Source organism: Bordetella muralis (genome assembly GCF_054781015.1).
On record NZ_BAAGVF010000009.1, the window covers coordinates 155,647 to 172,522 of the forward strand.

General features: G+C 59.9%; 17 protein-coding genes. 11 read left to right on the forward strand and 6 right to left on the reverse strand.

What is annotated here, in order from left to right:
• Window positions 1-2: 2 nt before the first annotated feature.
• The 4 genes from urtD (at window position 3) to ACYVIT_RS24205 (ending at window position 3,131) form a co-directional block, all read left to right on the forward strand.
• A complete protein-coding gene (gene urtD, locus ACYVIT_RS24190; RefSeq protein ID WP_415807472.1) occupies window positions 3-770 on the forward strand; it encodes an urea ABC transporter ATP-binding protein UrtD in 768 nt (255 codons plus the stop codon).
• Between the two features lie 26 nt (window positions 771-796).
• Window positions 797-1,489, forward strand: coding sequence for an ABC transporter ATP-binding protein (urtE, locus tag ACYVIT_RS24195; protein WP_460478304.1), 693 nt, complete (start codon window positions 797-799; stop codon window positions 1,487-1,489).
• A 65-nt stretch (window positions 1,490-1,554) separates the two neighbouring features.
• Complete coding sequence (gene fmdA / locus ACYVIT_RS24200; RefSeq protein WP_415807392.1) at window positions 1,555-2,784, forward strand: formamidase; 1,230 nt, start codon at window positions 1,555-1,557, stop codon at window positions 2,782-2,784.
• Between the two features lie 20 nt (window positions 2,785-2,804).
• Entirely contained in the window at window positions 2,805-3,131 is a 327-nt protein-coding gene (locus ACYVIT_RS24205; RefSeq protein ID WP_460478306.1) for a zinc ribbon domain-containing protein, read from the forward strand.
• Window positions 3,132-3,335: 204 nt separating this feature from the next.
• On the opposite strand, the gene ACYVIT_RS24210 is transcribed toward ACYVIT_RS24205, so the two are convergent.
• Window positions 3,336-4,082, reverse strand: a complete 747-nt coding sequence (locus ACYVIT_RS24210) for a class II aldolase/adducin family protein (RefSeq protein WP_415807390.1) — start codon at window positions 4,080-4,082, stop codon at window positions 3,336-3,338.
• 183 nt (window positions 4,083-4,265) lie between these two features.
• On the opposite strand from ACYVIT_RS24210, the gene ACYVIT_RS24215 reads away from it, so the two are divergent.
• The 3 genes from ACYVIT_RS24215 to ACYVIT_RS24225 all read left to right on the forward strand — a co-directional run bounded on the left by ACYVIT_RS24215 (window position 4,266) and on the right by ACYVIT_RS24225 (window position 7,057).
• Window positions 4,266-5,240, forward strand: a complete 975-nt coding sequence (locus ACYVIT_RS24215; protein ID WP_415807389.1) for a tripartite tricarboxylate transporter substrate binding protein — start codon at window positions 4,266-4,268, stop codon at window positions 5,238-5,240.
• 77 nt (window positions 5,241-5,317) lie between these two features.
• A complete protein-coding gene (locus ACYVIT_RS24220; RefSeq protein ID WP_415807388.1) occupies window positions 5,318-6,109 on the forward strand; it encodes an SDR family oxidoreductase in 792 nt (263 codons plus the stop codon).
• Between the two features lie 117 nt (window positions 6,110-6,226).
• Window positions 6,227-7,057, forward strand: a complete 831-nt coding sequence (locus tag ACYVIT_RS24225; protein WP_415807387.1) for an IclR family transcriptional regulator — start codon at window positions 6,227-6,229, stop codon at window positions 7,055-7,057.
• A 23-nt stretch (window positions 7,058-7,080) separates the two neighbouring features.
• On the opposite strand, the gene ACYVIT_RS24230 is transcribed toward ACYVIT_RS24225, so the two are convergent.
• Complete coding sequence (locus ACYVIT_RS24230; RefSeq protein ID WP_415807386.1) at window positions 7,081-7,794, reverse strand: tellurite resistance TerB family protein; 714 nt, start codon at window positions 7,792-7,794, stop codon at window positions 7,081-7,083.
• A gap of 256 nt (window positions 7,795-8,050) precedes the next feature.
• Between ACYVIT_RS24230 and ACYVIT_RS24235 the strand changes: the two genes are divergently transcribed.
• Window positions 8,051-8,449 (forward strand): OsmC family protein, encoded by a 399-nt coding sequence (locus tag ACYVIT_RS24235; protein ID WP_415807385.1) that lies wholly within the window; start codon window positions 8,051-8,053, stop codon window positions 8,447-8,449.
• Here the strand turns inward: ACYVIT_RS24235 and ACYVIT_RS24240 are convergent.
• Window positions 8,424-9,410: a LysR substrate-binding domain-containing protein gene (locus tag ACYVIT_RS24240; protein WP_415807383.1), complete on the reverse strand. Its 987-nt coding sequence runs from the start codon at window positions 9,408-9,410 to the stop codon at window positions 8,424-8,426. The two genes, ACYVIT_RS24235 and ACYVIT_RS24240, sit on opposite strands and share 26 nt — an antisense overlap.
• Before the next feature lie 129 nt (window positions 9,411-9,539).
• On the opposite strand from ACYVIT_RS24240, the gene ACYVIT_RS24245 reads away from it, so the two are divergent.
• From ACYVIT_RS24245 to ACYVIT_RS24255, 3 genes are all read left to right on the forward strand, one after another.
• Complete coding sequence (locus tag ACYVIT_RS24245; protein WP_415807382.1) at window positions 9,540-11,276, forward strand: IlvD/Edd family dehydratase; 1,737 nt, start codon at window positions 9,540-9,542, stop codon at window positions 11,274-11,276.
• Window positions 11,277-11,375: 99 nt separating this feature from the next.
• Window positions 11,376-12,698 carry an MFS transporter gene (locus tag ACYVIT_RS24250; RefSeq protein ID WP_415807381.1) on the forward strand — a complete coding sequence of 441 codons (1,323 nt, stop codon included), beginning with the start codon at window positions 11,376-11,378 and terminating at the stop codon, window positions 12,696-12,698.
• 29 nt (window positions 12,699-12,727) lie between these two features.
• Entirely contained in the window at window positions 12,728-13,654 is a 927-nt protein-coding gene (locus ACYVIT_RS24255) for a dihydrodipicolinate synthase family protein (protein ID WP_415807380.1), read from the forward strand.
• A 170-nt stretch (window positions 13,655-13,824) separates the two neighbouring features.
• On the opposite strand, the gene fabI is transcribed toward ACYVIT_RS24255, so the two are convergent.
• From fabI to gloB, 3 genes are read right to left on the reverse strand one after another with little or no spacing between them, the layout of a single operon-like run.
• The gene (fabI, locus tag ACYVIT_RS24260; RefSeq protein WP_415807379.1) at window positions 13,825-14,607 is read right to left on the reverse strand and encodes an enoyl-ACP reductase FabI; all 783 of its coding nucleotides are present in this window, start codon (window positions 14,605-14,607) and stop codon (window positions 13,825-13,827) included.
• A gap of 54 nt (window positions 14,608-14,661) precedes the next feature.
• The gene (locus tag ACYVIT_RS24265; RefSeq protein WP_415807378.1) at window positions 14,662-16,041 is read right to left on the reverse strand and encodes a transglycosylase SLT domain-containing protein; all 1,380 of its coding nucleotides are present in this window, start codon (window positions 16,039-16,041) and stop codon (window positions 14,662-14,664) included.
• 10 nt (window positions 16,042-16,051) lie between these two features.
• Window positions 16,052-16,864, reverse strand: a complete 813-nt coding sequence (gene gloB / locus ACYVIT_RS24270; protein WP_415807377.1) for a hydroxyacylglutathione hydrolase — start codon at window positions 16,862-16,864, stop codon at window positions 16,052-16,054.
• Between the last annotated feature and the right edge of the window lie 12 nt (window positions 16,865-16,876).

Here is a 16,876-nt window from a genome sequence, read left to right on the forward strand (position 1 = left end):
CTATGCCGATGATTGGTGCGCTGCCCGAAGGCAAGAATGAGTTTGCCCTGTACGTAGAGGGGCTGACCGTGGCGTTCAATGGTTTCGTCGCGGTCAATGACTTGAATTTATATGTGGAAAAGGGCGAGACGCGCGTGGTGATAGGCCCGAACGGTGCCGGCAAGACGACCGTGTTGGACCTGATCTGCGGGCGAACGAAGGCGACCTCGGGATCGATTCGATTCAAGGATATCGAGCTGACTACGATGAGCGAGCACAAGATCGTGCGGGCAGGCGTCGGCCGGAAGTTTCAAACTCCCTCGATCTATGAAACGCTCACGGTCCGCGAGAATCTGGAGGTTTCCTTTCCTCGTGGCCGTACGGTGCTGGGCGCCCTGGCATTCAGATTGACTGCCGATGTCGTAGCGTGCGTAGAAGAAGTCGCCGAACAGATATTCCTGTCGACGCATCTGCATCGCCCCGCGGAATTGCTGTCGCATGGGCAAAAGCAGTGGCTGGAGATCGGCATGTTGCTGATGCAGGCACCCGAACTCATGATGCTGGATGAACCTGTTGCCGGGATGAGTGTGTCGGAGCGGGAAAAGACCGCTGAACTATTGAATCGCATCGGCAAAGACCGGTCGATGATCGTCATTGAACACGATATGGAGTTTGCGCGGCATATCGCCGACAAGGTCACGGTACTGCATCAGGGAAAGGTACTGGCGGAAGGGTCGATGGATCATGTGCAGAATGATCCTCGCGTCATCGAAGTCTATCTGGGTCACTGAGTGTGGCGCGGCGAGAGGGGTTCGCAATGTTCGAAGTGAAAGGACTGCAAGCGGGTTATGGCCAGAGTCGTGTCGTGCATGGTGTGGATCTGAATGTGGCTCAAGGGGAGATCCTGGCCATCATGGGGCGCAACGGCATGGGCAAGACGACTTTGTTCAAGACGCTGGTCGGCATGTTGCCCGCTCAGGGCGGGGATATTTCCATTGACGGTCAGCGTGTTTCGGGATTGGAGAGTTTCAAACGCGTGCGACGTGGCATCGCCTATGTGCCCCAGGGACGCATGATTTTCCCGACGCTGACTGTGGAAGAAAACATTCGCACCGGGCTGCGCGGCCGTGCATTGGCAGACCCTATCCCCGACGAGATCTATGCCTTGTTTCCGGTGTTGCACGAGATGCGTCGCCGCCGCGGCGGCGATCTGTCCGGCGGGCAACAACAACAGTTGGCGATTGCACGCGCCTTGGTCACGCAGCCCAAAGTCCTGATGTTGGACGAGCCCACCGAAGGAATCCAGCCGTCGATCATCAAGGACATTGCCCGAAGTTTGCTGGAAATCAGATCGATGAAAAATCTGGCGATCATTGTTTCCGAGCAAGTCCTCAGTTTCACCTTGCAGATTGCCGATCGTTTGATCGTGATCGATCGTGGCCGCTTTGTGTTGGAAAGCACGCGCGCCGAGGTCGATGAACAAAGCATCAGCAAATATTTGTCCGTCTGATTTCTCACCCGATCCCGTTTCGCTGTCGCTGCAGCGTCTGTTCCCGCCTTTCCAAGGAGACTTCCATGGCAGAAACTTTGATCAAAGTCGATTTGAGCCAATCGCCCTACGAGAACGAACAAGTACACAATCGCTGGCATCCGGATATTCCGATCGCAGTGTGGGTCAAGCCGGGGGACGATTTTGTGCTGGAGACCTATGATTGGACGGGCGGCGCCATCAAGAACGATGACAGCGCCGACGACGTACGTGATGTGGATCTGAGCACCGTGCACTTTCTGTCTGGGCCAGTCGGTGTCGAGGGCGCGGAACCCGGCGATCTGCTGGTGGTCGATTTGCTCGATATCGGCGCCAAACAAGAAAGCTTGTGGGGTTTTAACGGATTCTTCAGCAAGCAGAATGGCGGCGGATTCCTGACGGATCATTTTCCCCATGCGCAGAAATCGATCTGGGATTTCGAGGGGATGTTCACGAAGTCGCGCCACATTCCTGGTGTGCGCTACGCCGGCCTGATTCACCCCGGATTGATCGGTTGCCTGCCTGATCAGGCGATGTTGGACGAATGGAATCGGCGCGAGCAAAGCTTGATTGATACCGAGCCGGCGCGTGTCCCGCCGTTGGCCAATCCGCCGTTTGCCCAGACGGCTCATATGGGCAAGTTGTCGGGCGCGGCGCGGGATAAAGCGGCCGCCGAGGGTGCGCGCACGGTGCCGCCGCGCGAGCACGGCGGCAATTGCGATATCAAGGATCTGTCGCGCGGTTCGCGGGTCTTTTTTCCTGTGTATGTGAAAGGCGGCGGCCTGTCGGTCGGCGATCTGCATTTTTCACAAGGAGATGGCGAGATCACGTTCTGCGGTGCCATTGAAATGGCCGGCTGGGTGCATATGCGGGTGTCGGTGATCAAACAGGGAATGACCAAGTACGGCATCAAGAATCCGATCTTCAAACCCAGCCCGATCGTGCCCAACTACAAGGATTATCTGATTTTTGAGGGGATCTCGGTCGACGAGCAAGGCAAGCAGCACTATCTGGATGTGCATATCGCTTATCGGCAGGCATGCTTGAACGCGATTGAATATCTGAAGAAATTTGGTTATTCCGGGGCGCAAGCGTATTCCATATTAGGGACAGCGCCGGTGCAGGGCCATATCAGTGGGGTGGTCGATATTCCTAATGCCTGCGCGACCCTGTGGCTGCCCACTGAGATTTTCGATTTTGATATCCAGCCTGGCGCCGACGGCCCGATCAAGCATATCAAGGGGGATGTCGATATGCCTGTGTCGTACGATCTTTGAGTCGAGGTCGTTCCATGCCTATGTATGAGTATTGTTGCGAGGCCTGCGGGCCGTTTGACGCGCTCAAGCCTCTGTCGGAATTCAGGGCGCCCGCTGCCTGCCCGGAATGCGGATGTTCCGCGCCACGAGTGGTGGGCAACGCGCCAGCGTTGTCCACGCTATCTGAGGCCGTACGCCGCGCGCATGCGATAAACGAGAAGAGCGCCGATGCGCCGCGCAGTACGCGTTCGGGGCACGGAATGAACTGCGGATGCTGCGCAACGCGGTCTCGTCCCGGCAAAACCCGGCGTACGGCCGATGGCGGCAAGACGTTCCAGGGGGCGAGACCCTGGATGATCAGCCACTGATTGTTCATTGCCCCGCATCGGCCACGGAAGGTGCAAGCCGTAGTTGATGCGGGCCATGTCTAGATCGGTTGTTACGAGGGTGGGTAAGGAGATGCCACACTGCCGCGCTTGTTTTCTGAGCATGGCCGCATGCTGTTCGGGGCTTGTCATATGCGTGGTCTTGCCGTTGCGTCGCAGCGCGTATGGCATGCCGCGCACGCGGCTTCAGTCCTGATAACCCGGATTACGCCTGTCCAGATAGCGCAGCATGGCTGGCCATTCCATCAAGCCGAATGGCCGGCGGACGGTCGGCTGATAAAGATGATGGGTTCTATCAATGACGGCCTGTGGCGGCATCGTCAGGGCGGCACCAGAGCACATGGCGTCGACTTGCGCGCGGCAAGCCATCTCCAGCCAGTACATGGCATTGAATGCCTCGGCGATGCTGGGGGATGCGACCAAGAGCCCATGATTGCGCAGGATCATGGCGTCCTGTTTACCCAGATCGGCGACCAATCGGGCGCGCTCATCCAGATCGATGGCGACGCTTTCGTAGTCGTGATAGGCGATGTCCTTGAATCGCATCGCCGTTTGCGTCAGGGGCAGTAATCCCTCTTTCATACATGAGACGGCCATGCCGGCACGCGAATGCGTGTGAATCACGCAGCCTACATCGTGGCGTGCGCCATGGACTGCGCTGTGGATGACGTAGCCTGCCTGATTCAGCCCGAGGTCTGTGTGCGGATTGTCTAGGACCTCACCTTGAACATTGATTTTGATCAGGCTCGACGCGGTGATCTCCTCGTACATGTAGCCATAGGGGTTGATCAGGATTTCGTCGTCCGTGCCCGGGATGCGCACGGTGATGTGGTTGTAGATCAGGTCGCTCATCCCGAACAGCGGCATCAATCGATAACAGGCGGCGAGATCGATGCGGGTCTGGCGTTCTGCGTCGCTATAGGCTTGCGTCATTTCTGTGTGACTCCAGGCTAAATGGATCGGCGTTTTTCATGATAGGCGCGATGTGTCTTTTGCTGCACATACTCCCGCTAGGGTAAGCCCGGATCTCGTCAGTGTGGTGAAGCTGCCTATAATCTGTCCATAAAATAAACACTATGACCATAATGTGGTCAAATTTAATATGGAGAGAGATAGATGAAGCGTCGTGCATTCAATCGCTGCATGGTGTCTGCGCTGTTGGGCGCCATGGCGGCAATTGCCGCCATTCCTGCAGCACAGGCGCAGAGTTTTCCGAGCCGGCCGGTGGAACTGGTGGTGCCGTTTGCCGCAGGCGGTGGCACGGACGCGTTGGCGCGCGCCATGAGCGATGCGTCGCGCAAGCATTTTCCCCAGCCTATCGTGATACTGAACAAGCCGGGCGCGGCAGGCGGAATCGGCCTGACGGATGTCGCCAGGAGCGCCCCGGACGGCTACAAGCTGGCCCTGGTGACGGCGGATATGGTGATCATTCCGCATTTGGGGTTGACCAAGACGACGCACGAAAGCTTTACGCCGATCATTCAGCTCAATGCAGATCCGTCGGCGATCACGGTAGCGGCCGATTCACCGTACAACACGATCGAAGAGTTTCTGGAGGCCGCCCGCGCCAAGCCTGAGACGATGCAACTGGGCAATGCGGGAGTGGGCTCCATCTGGCATTTGGCTGCGGCGGCGCTCGAGGACAAGACCGGCGTGAAGTTCAATCACATCCCGTTCACAGGCGGAAACCCCGCTGTATTGGCGCTGCTGGGAGGCCATATTGATGCGGTGGCAGTCAGTCCCGCAGAGGTCATCCAATACGTGAAAGCCGGAAAACTAAAGACGCTGGCTGTGATGGCGGATCAACGAGTCAAAGGCTTTGAGAATGTACCGACGCTGAAAGAGCGCAACATCGATCTGTCTATCGGTACATGGCGAGGCATCGCCGCGCCGAAGGGCACGCCTCAGCCTGTGCTGGATACACTGGGCGAAGCTTTTCGCAAAGCGGCAGCGGAAGACAGCCTGAAGAAATTTATGGATGAACAGAATCTGGGCTATGTCGTCGAGGACCAGAAAGTGTTTACCGCACAGATCGAGCGCGACAATGCTACCTTTAAGGCTCTGATCGAAAAATTCAACATGAAGCCGTAAGCGTTGTGTGCGGCGTGTTTCCCTTTGGGGTCAGCACGCCGAAGGCGTAGCGTGGCTTTTTAGACGAGGAATCAAGGATGGATTTAGGAATCGCGGGCAGGACTGCCCTGGTGGGCGGGGCAAGCAAGGGCCTGGGCTACGGCTGCGCGTTGGCGCTGGTGCGCGAAGGCGTGAATGTGGTGATCGTCGCGCGCGGCGCAGAGGCGCTGAATGCGGCACAGCAGCAGTTGCTGCAGGCTCGTTCGAATGCTGACACCTTTGTCAAAGCCGTGGCCGTCGATATCACGACGCCGCAGGGTCGCGACGCTGTGTTTGCCGAGCACCGCGATTACGATATCGTCGTGACGAATGCGGGCGGCCCGCCTCCCGGTGATTTTCGCGAATGGGATCGCGAGCAGTGGCTCAAGGCCGTCGAGGCCAACATGCTGACGCCGATTGAGTTGATCAAGGCCACGGTGGACGGCATGGCCGAACGTGGCTTTGGGCGTATCGTGAACATTACGTCCAGTGCGGTAAAGGCGCCGATCGATGTGCTGGGCTTGTCCAATGGCGCGCGCACCGGGTTGACCGGTTTCGTGGCGGGTGTGGCGCGCAGCGGCATCGCGGCCCACGGCGTGACGATCAATAATTTGCTGCCCGGAGCATTCGAGACGGATCGCCTGAAGGCGACGATGGCCGCTGCGGCCTCCAAGACCGGCAAAGAGGTCGATGCGTTGCGCGCCGCACGGCTGGCCGGAATCCCTGCCAAACGTTTCGGCAACGCCGAGGAGTTCGGCTCGATCTGCGCGTTTTTGTGCAGCGTGCAGGCGGGCTACATGACAGGGCAAAACGTGCTGGCCGACGGCGGTACATATCCTGGCACTTTCTAGGCGTTCCGCGTGTTGGGCTTTGTCTGACGGGCTCCGTACAATACGCAGACAGTGTGGGCGTCTCCTTGTGTGGCCGCCCACACTTCGCCATGTTTCGATTCGCCATCATTGATTGCCATGCCAGCCTCTACGTCCGTCGCGTCTCCTCCCACCGCCCAGGTCGCAGGGACTGCTGCATTCTCAAAGTTCATGCATATATTGCAGCTGGTGGCGGACACGTCGGATCCGATGACCATTGCAGAGCTCAGCAAGCTGAGCGGTTATCCGCGTCCTACGGTGTACCGCACCGTGGCCGCTTTGCTGGCCGAACGTTTGTTGGCCGAGCATCCCCATACGGGAAAATTGACGCTGGGGCCACGTTTGATTCAGTTGGCCAGCCGCAGCTGGGGGCGTTCGGAGTTGCGTTTGGCGGCTGTCGAGGCGCTCAAGCAGCTACGCGATGTGACGGGTGAGACCGTCCATCTGGCGGTGCCCAATGGCCAGCACATGGTCTACATCGAAAAGCTCGAAAGTCCGAGCGCCGTGCAGATGAACTCGCGCATCGGGACCAACGTTTCCTTGCATTCGACGGCGGTGGGCAAGGCTTATCTGGCGATGCTGGACAGAGCGTCGCAGCAAGCCGTGTTAGAGACATTGCCGCAGCCGTTGCCGCACTATATGCCGAACACGGTGAAAGACCTCAAGGCCTTGCGTGGGGTGCTGGAGCAGGTCCGTCAGCGTGGCTGGGCGGTGGACGACGAGGAAAACGAGGCGGGCATTTATTGTTTTGGCGCGCCGATTTTTGGCCGTGACGGTATGCCGGTCGCGGCGATCAGCGTCAGTACGCTGCGCTTTCGCCAAAAACCCGACCCCGGGACGGCTTATGTCGCGCCGCTGCTGCAGGCCTGCCGGGCGATCAGCCAGCGTCTGGCCGAGACGCCGGCGTTGTCTTCTGCGGATATGTTGTAGGGCCTGTCTGAGAGGCCCTGCCATTACGCCGGTGTTTTCACCTGGCTTTCCAGGTGTGCCTTCAAATCAGGCGCCAGCTTGAGTTGGCGTGCCAGTTCGTCCAGGTAGGCGCGTTCCATGTAGCTTTCTTCGTCGACCATGATGAGGCTGGCCAGGTACATTTCCGCGCCCATCTCGGGGCTTTGGGCGGCGGCGGCAATGGCGCTGGGGTCGAGCGGCCGGGCCAGTTCAGCCTCCAGCCACCGGCGGTCGGCTGCGTCTGTGGACAGCTTGCCGAGTTCTGTTTCCAGTAGCTGACGTTCTTCGGGGCCGATGTGGCCGTCGGCCTTGGCCGCGCCGATCATGGCCGTCAGCACGGCTGAGCTGTGCTGCTCGAGCTGGCTCGCGGGCAGGCTCTGGAAGGACTCGGCCGTCAGCGCGGGCGTCGTTGCTGCAGCCGGCGCCGATGCGGGCTGCTGAGCCTGCTTTTTCTGCCAATCACCGTATGCGCGATAAGCCAGCGCGCCCAGGGCTGCCATGCCGCCGTACATGGCGACTTTGCCGCCCACCTTGCGGGCCTTTTTGCTGCCTAGCAGCAGGCCCAACGCACCAGCGCCCAAGGCGCCGCCGCCCAGTCCGGTCAGAAAGGACGACGTGTTGCCGCCGCCAGAGGTGGCGGATTGCACTCGTGCGCTGGCATCACGGGCCAGACCCTGGCCGGATTGCAGAAGTTGTTCTAAAAGCTGGCGGGCGCTCATGAAAGGCGGGCTCCTGTCGAGAATGCGGAACAATATCTGACTGCCTGGGGGCCAGGAAGTTCAGTTTTCTGTCAGGATGCAAGATTACGCGGTATCTCTGGGGGAACGTCGTCGGAAAATGCTACAAATAGCAAGAAGGCCCGTCGCATAACGTCCGCCGGTGCGCGAACGCACTGCAAATCAAACCTGTCCCGCCGCATTGCGGCTGCGTCCCTTTTCTGCCCGGTATGAATACCGAGGCTTTTCGGAGCAAAAAATGACCATTCGCGTCCGCCAGAATGCCCCACGTACCATGGAATTCACAGCGATGGCCGAAGGCCACTCGCTGCCGTTGGCCATGCCTCAACCGCAAGGCGACGGCCCTGATCCGCATGATTATTTCGACACGGCTCTGGGGGGATGCAAGGCGCTGACAGTGCTGTGGTACGCCCAGCGCAAGGAAATGCCTCTGGAGTCCATCGATGTCGACGTCGTGCGGGACGCATCGGAGGAGCGCAAGGGGGTGTATCGCCTGACCGCCAAGCTCACGCTGCACGGCGAACTCAGCGATGCCCAGATCGACGAGCTGCATTCCGTGGCAGAGAAATGCCCGGTGCACAAGTTGATGACGGCGGTGGATGTACAGGTGTCTACGTTGGTGGTGCGGCCGCAATAGCAGGCGCAGCATGCCGCGGCGACTCCGTCCGAGCGCCAGCACGGGCGCGCAGTATCTCCAGCAAACGTGCTGTCGCCGGTGATAGCAGACGGTCGTTACGGGTGATGAGACCGTAGTCGTCCATCTGGCAGGGCATCGGCAGCGGCAAGGTCGCGACCAGACCGCATGCCGAGTAGTACCTGGCCACGTCGATAGTCAGGACAGCCAGCATGTCGCTGCGTTCGAGCAGGCTGGTGATGAACAGCAGGGCCTGGCTTTCCACGACGCTCGTCGGGGGCCGCAGGCTGGCGTGCTGGAACATCAATTCGAAACGGTGGCGCAGCACCGAGCCCATGGGTGGCACGATCCAGCTTGCGTCAGCGACCTGTTCCAATGAGAGCTCAGGCTGTTGCAACAGGGGATGGCCGAGGCGCGCGACGGCGTTGACTGGCTCGAAATCCAAGGGCTCGAAATTCAGCGCCAGCTTGTCGTGTTCGGGCGATAGGCGTCCGATAACCAGGTCCAGCCGCTCCTGGGCCAGGCGTTCCAGCAGCAAATTGCTGCTTTCGACTTCAACAGCGATGGTCATCCGTGGCCATTGTTGTTTGATCTCGGCAATCGCCGCGGGCAGCAGACTGACCGCGGGCGAGGTAATGGCGCCGATACGGATGTGGCCCGCTTGTCCGTCCTTGAGATGGGCAATTTCATCGCGCGCCTGATCGAGACTTTCAACCAACAGCCGTGCATGGCGAATCAGCGCCTGCCCATATTCCGTGGGCCGTACGCCGCGTGGCAAGCGCTCGAACAAGGGGACATCCAGCATGTGCTCCATTTCTCGCAGCATCTTGGAGGCTGCGGGCTGTGTCATGGATAGCGCGGCGGCTGCGCGGTGGATGTTGCCCGTTTCCGCCAGCGCGACGAGCAACAGCAGATGGCGTGTCTTCAGCCGCGAGCGGATATACCAGGGCTGGGGGTTGAGCATAGGGTTTTCGAGAATATGTAAATTGATATCGAAAGCGGCTGTATTTTCATTAGAACGATAACAAAAAAGTATCTACATTAGCGCTTCCTGCCGCGACGACGGCATAGCGATTCCCGGAAGAGACACAATATGACCGACAAATCCAAGCCCAAGCTGCGTTCTGCCGAATGGTTCGGCACCAACGATAAAAACGGCTTTATGTACCGCAGTTGGATGAAGAACCAAGGGCTGCCGGATCATGCGTTCGATGGGCGTCCGGTCATCGGCATCTGTAATACCTGGTCCGAGCTGACCCCCTGTAATGCGCATTTCCGCAAGATCGCCGAACACGTCAAGCGCGGCGTGTACGAGGCGGGAGGTTTTCCGGTCGAGTTTCCGGTGTTCTCCACTGGGGAATCCAATTTGCGCCCCACCGCGATGCTGACGCGTAACCTGGCGGCGATGGACGTGGAGGAAGCGATACGCGGCAATCCGATCGACGCGGTGGTGTTGCTGTGCGGCTGTGACAAGACGACGCCTGCGTTGCTGATGGGCGCAGCGAGCTGTGATGTGCCAGCTATGGTGGTGACAGGCGGTCCGATGCTCAACGGCAAACTGGATGGCAAGAATATCGGTTCGGGTACGGCGGTGTGGCAGTTGCACGAGTCGCTCAAGGCCGGCGAGATCGATCTGCACAAGTTCTTGTCGGCCGAGGCAGGGATGTCGCGTTCGGCGGGTACCTGCAACACCATGGGTACGGCATCGACGATGGCATGTATGGCGGAATCGCTGGGCGTGAGCTTGCCGCACAATGCGGCGATTCCTGCGGTGGATTCACGTCGCTACGTGCTGGCGCATATGTCGGGCCGGCGCATTGTCGAGATGGCGTTGGAAGGCCTGACGCTGTCGAAAATTCTCACGCGCGAAGCGTTTGAAAACGCGATTCGCACGAATGCGGCAATCGGCGGTTCGACCAATGCCGTCATCCATCTGAAGGCCATCGCGGGCCGCATTGGCGTGCCGTTGGAGTTGGAAGACTGGACGCGCGTGGGGCAGGGCATGCCGACGATTGTCGACCTGATGCCCTCGGGGCGTTTCCTGATGGAAGAGTTCTACTATGCCGGCGGCTTGCCTGCCGTGCTGCGCCGCATGGGCGAGGCCGGGTTGTTGCCGCATCCGCAGGCGCTCACTGTCAATGGCCATACGATCTGGGACAACGTCAAAGACGCGCCCATCTACGATGACGAGGTGATTCGTCCGCTGGATAACCCGCTGATCAACGATGGCAGCATTCGTATTCTGCGCGGCAATCTGTCGCCTCGCGGCGCGGTGCTCAAGCCCTCGGCGGCAACGCCCGCGTTGCTCAAGCATCGTGGCCGGGCCGTGGTGTTCGAGAATCTGGAACACTACAAAGAGCGCATCGTCGACGAGGACCTGGACGTCGATGCCGACTCGGTCCTGGTCATGAAAAATTGCGGTCCGCGTGGTTATCCGGGCATGGCCGAGGTCGGCAATATGGGACTCCCCCCCAAGCTGCTGCGCCAGGGCATCAAGGATATGGTGCGCATTTCCGATGCGCGTATGAGCGGCACGGCATATGGCACGGTCGTGCTGCATGTGGCGCCCGAGGCGGCAGCCGGCGGACCGCTTGCCATTGTGCAAGACGGCGACTGGATCGAGCTCGATAGCGACGCTGGCCGCCTGCATCTCGATATTCCCGAAGACGAGTATCAGTGTCGCATGGCGACCGTGCAGAAGAATGCTGCTCCCGCCGACGGCGGCTATCGGCGTCTCTACGTCGATCACGTGCTGCAGGCCGACGAAGGTTGCGATCTGGACTTTCTCGTCGGTCGCCGAGGGTCGGCAGTGCCGCGCCATTCGCATTGACATCAAGACCAGGATGACGATTCGTGCCGAGCCCTTTGTTGCAGGGTTCGCGTAGCGCTGAGTCGTCATTCTGTACAGAAATTAAAACGGAGACCAATAATGACTACTGTCGCATCCAGCGGCCAGTTGGCCGCGCCCGCCACCGCCGAGCAAGGAGAAGAGTCACGCATCATCGGCATGCTCGTGCGCAAGCTGCTGCCTTTTTTGGCGTTGATCTATATCGTGGCGTATATCGATCGCGCTGTGGTGGGCTTTGCCAAGCTGCATATGAATGCCGACATCGGCATCAGCGAAACCGCCTATGGCATTGGCGCGGGATTGTTTTTCATCGGTTATTTCTTGTTTGAAGTCCCCAGCAATCTGGCGCTGGAGCGCTTTGGCGCGCGTCGGTGGTTTGCGCGTATTTTGTTTACGTGGGGCGCGATTACGATGGCCATGGCGTTGATCCATAACGCCACGACGTTTTATATCGCGCGGTTTTTGCTGGGTGCGGCTGAAGCGGGGTTGTACCCCGGCATCCTGTATTTTCTGACCAAATGGTTTCCGTTGCGCCACCGGGCGCGCATCATTGGACTATTGGTGCTGGCCCAGCCGATTGCCTTGATCGTGACCGGGCCGATGGCGGGCTTGTTATTGGACGGGAGTGGATGGTTTGGGCTCTCGCCTTGGCAGACGCTGTTTGTGGTGAGCGGCCTGCCGGCGGTATTGCTGTGCTTACCGACTCTGCGCATTTTGCCGGAGTCGCCTGCGACGGCGAAGTGGTTGAGCGCGGATGATCGCGCCTGGATCGAACGCGAGCTGGCTGCCGATGCCTCTACGCATGCATTGAAATCACATGGCAATCCCCTCAAGGCGTTGGCCGATAAACGCGTGCTGATGCTGGCATTGCTGTTCCTGCCGTTTCCGCTGGCGATTTACGGTCTGTCGATGTGGTTGCCGACTATCATCAAACAGTTCGGTGTGACCGACTCGATGACGGGGTTCTTGTCTGCGGTGCCTTATTTGTTCGCGGTGGTGGGCCTGCTCATTGTGCCTCGGCATTCGGACAAGCACGGCGAGCGCTATTGGCATATCGCTATCGTGTCAGGGGCTGCGGCGATTACCTTGGCCGCCAGCGCCTGGTTTACGTCGCCGGCGCTGCAGTTTTTCTTTATTTGCCTGACCGCGTTTTCCATTTACTCTATCCAGGCCGTGGTCTGGGCGTTGCCTGGGCAGTTTCTCACTGGCAGCAGCGCCGCGGTGGGTATTGCGATGATCAATTCGCTGGCGAATCTGGGCGGATATATCGGCCCGTTCGGTGTCGGCTATATCAAGGACGCTACCGGCAGCACCTCGGGCGGTTTGTATTTTCTGGCCATCATGCTGGTGTTTGCGGTGGTGATGACCTTTGTCGTGCGGGCCGCGTTGGACGGCAAGCGCTGATTTGATGGATTTGATACGGAACACATAACATGGCTCATCCTTCGACACCTTATCGTGGCATTTTCCCGGTCGTGCCGACCACGTTTCATGAGGACGGTACGCTGGATCTGGCCAGCCAGAAACGCGCCATTGACTTCATGATCGATGCCGGCGTGGACGGACTGGCGATTCTGGCTAATTTTTCCGAACAGTTTTCGCTGGCCGACGATGAGCGCGACGTGCTGACGCGCACGGCACTGGAGCATGTGGCGGGGCGTGTCCCGGTGATCGTGACGACCTCTCACTATGCCAGTCAGGTCTGCGCGCAGCGCAGCCGCCGCGCACAGGATCTGGGGGCGGCGATGGTGATGGTGATGCCGCCTTACCACGGTGCGACCTTTCGGGTGCCAGAGGCCGGGATAGCGGAGTTTTATGCCCGTGTGTCAGATGCCATCGACATTCCGATCATGGTGCAGGACGCGCCTGCCAGCGGTACTGTGCTGTCCGCGGCGTTCTTGGCGAAATTGGCGCGGGAAGTCGAACACGTTTCGTATTTCAAGATCGAAACCGCCGGCGCGGCGGCCAAGCTGCGTGAATTGATCCGTTTGGGCGGCGATGCGATCGAAGGCCCGTGGGACGGCGAAGAGGCCATTACGCTGCTGGCCGACCTGCACGCTGGCGCGACCGGCTCGATGACGGGCGGCGGTTTCCCCGATGGGATTCGCCCCATTATCGAAGCGTTCCGAACCGGAGATGCCGATGCGGCCTTTACGCTGTATCAGCGTTGGCTGCCACTGATCAACCACGAGAACCGGCAGGCCGGCATGCTGGCAGCCAAGGCGCTGATGAAAGAAGGCGGCGTGATTGCCTGCGACGCACCCCGCCATCCTCTGCCGCCGATGCACCCCGAAACACGGCGTGAGCTGCTCGATATCGCACGCCGGCTCGATCCGCTGGTGTTGCGCTGGGGGCGCTGAGATGCTTGGGTGAAAGCTGGTTTGTTCCTGGCGCGAGCGCTTTGACATCGACGCGGCGCTGCCCACGGTGACAGCCTGAATGCAGAACGTCCTAGCGCTTAGCCAAAAAAACGCCCCGACGAGGGGCGTTTTTTGTTGGTCGCTGACCTTAGCGGCGGGGCGCTAGCAGCTTATTCCATGCCCGGTGTGACCGTCGAGAAACCCGCATCGACGTGGGTGATTTCACCCGTCACGCCGGCAGCCAGGTCCGACAGCAGGAAGGCGGCGACGTTGCCGACTTCTTCGATGGTGACATTGCGGCGCAGCGGAGCATGGGCCTCAACGAATTTCAGGATCGAGGAGAAGTCCTTGATCCCGCTGGCGGCCAGGGTCTTGATCGGGCCAGCCGAGATGCCGTTGGAGCGGATGCCGCGCGGGCCGAGCGCTGTCGCCAGATAGCGGACGCTGGCTTCGAGCGAGGCCTTGGCCAGGCCCATCGTGTTGTAGTTGGGGACAACACGTTCGGCGCCGAGGTAGGTCAAGGTCAATACGGATGCCTTGCGGCCCTCCATCAGGGGCAGGGCGGCCTTGGCCAGGGCGGGGAAACTGTAGGCCGAGATATCGTGGGCGATGCGAAAGCCCTCGCGTGAGAGGCCATCCAGAAAATCGCCTGCGATGGCTTCGCGCGGGGCAAAGCCGATCGAGTGCACCAGTCCGTCCAGGCCATCCCAGCGTTTGCCTAATTCAGCGAATGTTTCCTCGATCTGGCTGTCTTCGGCCACATCGCAGGGCAGCACGATATCGCTGCCGAATTGGGCGGCGAATTCGCCGACGCGGTCTTTGAAACGGTCGCCCACATAGGTGAAAGCCAGTTCAGCGCCTTGTTGGTGGCAGGCTTGTGCAATGCCGTAGGCGATGGAACGGTTGGAAAGCACCCCGGTGACCAGAATGCGTTTGCCGGCGAGAAAGCCCATGTGTCGTGTCCTATGAATTCCGTGCGGAAAGGCAGCTATTTTAAAGCGTAACGATCAGCCTCGCGTGCCGGTGCCCGGCACGCGCAGTTGTGCGCCGACTTTCAGGTTGCTGCCCTTCATGTTGTTGAGCGCGCGCAAGGCGTCGACCGAGGTGCCATAGCGCCGGGCGACGCTGCTCAGGGTGTCGCCCGAGCGCACTTTGTGAGTGCGCACGTTGGGGCGAGTTGCCGTGGTGCGTCGAGCCGAGCGAGAGGCGGGCGGGACGGCTACGCCGGCCGGGGTTTCGAGAGAGGCCAGTTGGACGCCGCCAGGCTCGCTGGCCGGGATCAACAGACTGGCGCCGCTGGCAGATTTGGTGCGGCGGGAGACGCCGTTGGCACTGCGCAGCGCCACTTCGGTGACGCCAAAACGCTTGGCGATCGAGGCATAGGATTCGCCGCGGCGAGGTTGGTAGACCTTCCAGGAGCTCAGATCGCCCTTATAGGCTTGCAGATTGGCATTGAACTTGTCCACGCGATCTGTCGGCAACAGCAGCGTGGGCTGGTGTTCGCCGCGGATAATCGGACGGTTGAACGAGGGATTCAGGGCTTTGAATTCCTCGAGCGGCATTTCTGCGAGCCGGGCCGCGACTTCGAGGTCGATGTCGCGGTTCTTGCGCACCATGGCGAAATAGGGCGAATTGTCGACGGGGGGCAGAACGACCGCGTATTTACGCGGGTTGGCGATGATGTTCTTGATGGCCTGCAGCTTGGGAACGTAGTTGCGCGTTTCCTCGGGCATGTTCAGCGACAAATAGTCCGAGGACAGATTGGCGGCTTCGTTTCGGGCCATCGCGCGCTGTACCGAGCCTTCGCCCCAGTTGTATGAGGCCAGGGCCAGATACCAGTCGCCCTGCATTTCGAACAGCTTTTCCAGATAATCCAGCGCGGCGTAAGTCGAGGCGATGGGGTCACGCCGTTCGTCGCGCCACCAGTCTTGCTTCAGATTGAAATACTGGCCCGTCGCGGGGACAAACTGCCAGAGGCCAGATGCCTGGGAGCGCGACAGCGCCGTGGGGTTGTAGGCGCTTTCGACAAAAGGCAGCAAGGCCAGCTCGGTGGGCAGGCCGCGGCGGTTGATTTCGTCAACGATGAAATACAGATACTTGCCGGCCCGCTCGGCCATGCGCTGAACCGATTCGGGGTGGGCCGCATAGTAGTCAGTCCATTCCTGCGCCAGTTCGGTGTTCAGGTTGGGGATGGCGAAACCGCGGCGGATACGGTCCCAGGCATCTACGGGGGGATTGGTCAGATCGACAGTACGCGAGGTGTCTGCTGCGACATACTGCTGCTTGTTGTTGGTGGAGGGGGCCAGCGTCGCCGATTGGCGCGGCGTGCCGGCACAACCGGCAAGGATGGCGAGAACAACAGGTAGCAGAAGTCTAAACAAGGTCATCGGGTCATTGTCACTTGAAATCGTTTTTCCATTCACGCAAAGCCGCAAACGTGGCCACAGGCGTGTCCAACGCTAGTCCGGACTGCTGGCGGGCAGCCTGAATGACAGCGGCTTGGCTGGTGCGCAAGAACGGATTGGTGTCCAATTCTAGTGCCATAGTGGTCGGCACGGTAGGACAGCCGTGTTCGCGTAATTGCTGGGCCCGCTGATACCACTGTTGCAGGGTATGGTTGGCAGGTTCAACTGCCATGGCCCAGCGCAAGTTGGATAGAGTGTACTCGTGCGCACAGCAAACCTGTGTATCGGCGGGTAAGGATATGAATTTTGCCAGAGAGGCGTGCATTTGTGCGGGCGAGCCCTCAAATAACCGGCCACAGCCGCCCGCAAACAGGGTGTCGCCGCAAAACAATACGGGTTTTTCCTGGTCCTGGACCTGGCCAAAGTAAGCAATGTGTCCAGCTGTATGTCCCGGAACGTCCAGGACTGATAGCGTCAGGCCGACCTCAGGCAGGGTGACGTGGTCGCCCTCGACGAGTCGGACATCGCAGTGCGGCAGACGTTCGTTTGCAGGGCCGTAGACGGTGGCCGGGGCATGGTGCAGCAATTCAAGCACACCTCCGACATGGTCGCCGTGGTGATGGGTGAGTAGAATGGCGCGCAGTTGCAGCCCGCGCTGCGCAATCAGGTCCAGCACCGGTCCGGCTTCGCCCGGGTCCACCACGACGGCATTATTTCCGCGCACGATGGCCCAGATATAGTTGTCGGAAAAGGCGGGCAGCGGCAGGATAGGGCCGTCGCCATTCGTGACGGGCAGAGTTTGCATCATTTTTCAGGA

Coding starts and splice junctions, on each gene's coding strand:
- ACYVIT_RS24220 (WP_415807388.1), top strand. CDS start 5,318: ATGGATTTAGGAATCGCGGGCAGGACTGCCCTGGTGGGCGGGGCAAGC.
- ACYVIT_RS24250 (WP_415807381.1), top strand. CDS start 11,376: ATGACTACTGTCGCATCCAGCGGCCAGTTGGCCGCGCCCGCCACCGCC.
- ACYVIT_RS24245 (WP_415807382.1), top strand. CDS start 9,540: ATGACCGACAAATCCAAGCCCAAGCTGCGTTCTGCCGAATGGTTCGGC.
- ACYVIT_RS24230 (WP_415807386.1), bottom strand. CDS start 7,794: ATGAGCGCCCGCCAGCTTTTAGAACAACTTCTGCAATCCGGCCAGGGT.
- fmdA (WP_415807392.1), top strand. CDS start 1,555: ATGGCAGAAACTTTGATCAAAGTCGATTTGAGCCAATCGCCCTACGAG.
- fabI (WP_415807379.1), bottom strand. CDS start 14,607: ATGGGCTTTCTCGCCGGCAAACGCATTCTGGTCACCGGGGTGCTTTCC.
- urtE (WP_460478304.1), top strand. CDS start 797: ATGTTCGAAGTGAAAGGACTGCAAGCGGGTTATGGCCAGAGTCGTGTC.
- ACYVIT_RS24240 (WP_415807383.1), bottom strand. CDS start 9,410: ATGCTCAACCCCCAGCCCTGGTATATCCGCTCGCGGCTGAAGACACGC.
- ACYVIT_RS24210 (WP_415807390.1), bottom strand. CDS start 4,082: ATGACGCAAGCCTATAGCGACGCAGAACGCCAGACCCGCATCGATCTC.
- ACYVIT_RS24235 (WP_415807385.1), top strand. CDS start 8,051: ATGACCATTCGCGTCCGCCAGAATGCCCCACGTACCATGGAATTCACA.
- ACYVIT_RS24215 (WP_415807389.1), top strand. CDS start 4,266: ATGAAGCGTCGTGCATTCAATCGCTGCATGGTGTCTGCGCTGTTGGGC.
- ACYVIT_RS24225 (WP_415807387.1), top strand. CDS start 6,227: ATGCCAGCCTCTACGTCCGTCGCGTCTCCTCCCACCGCCCAGGTCGCA.
- ACYVIT_RS24265 (WP_415807378.1), bottom strand. CDS start 16,041: ATGACCTTGTTTAGACTTCTGCTACCTGTTGTTCTCGCCATCCTTGCC.
- gloB (WP_415807377.1), bottom strand. CDS start 16,864: ATGCAAACTCTGCCCGTCACGAATGGCGACGGCCCTATCCTGCCGCTG.
- ACYVIT_RS24205 (WP_460478306.1), top strand. CDS start 2,805: ATGTATGAGTATTGTTGCGAGGCCTGCGGGCCGTTTGACGCGCTCAAG.
- ACYVIT_RS24255 (WP_415807380.1), top strand. CDS start 12,728: ATGGCTCATCCTTCGACACCTTATCGTGGCATTTTCCCGGTCGTGCCG.
- urtD (WP_415807472.1), top strand. CDS start 3: ATGCCGATGATTGGTGCGCTGCCCGAAGGCAAGAATGAGTTTGCCCTG.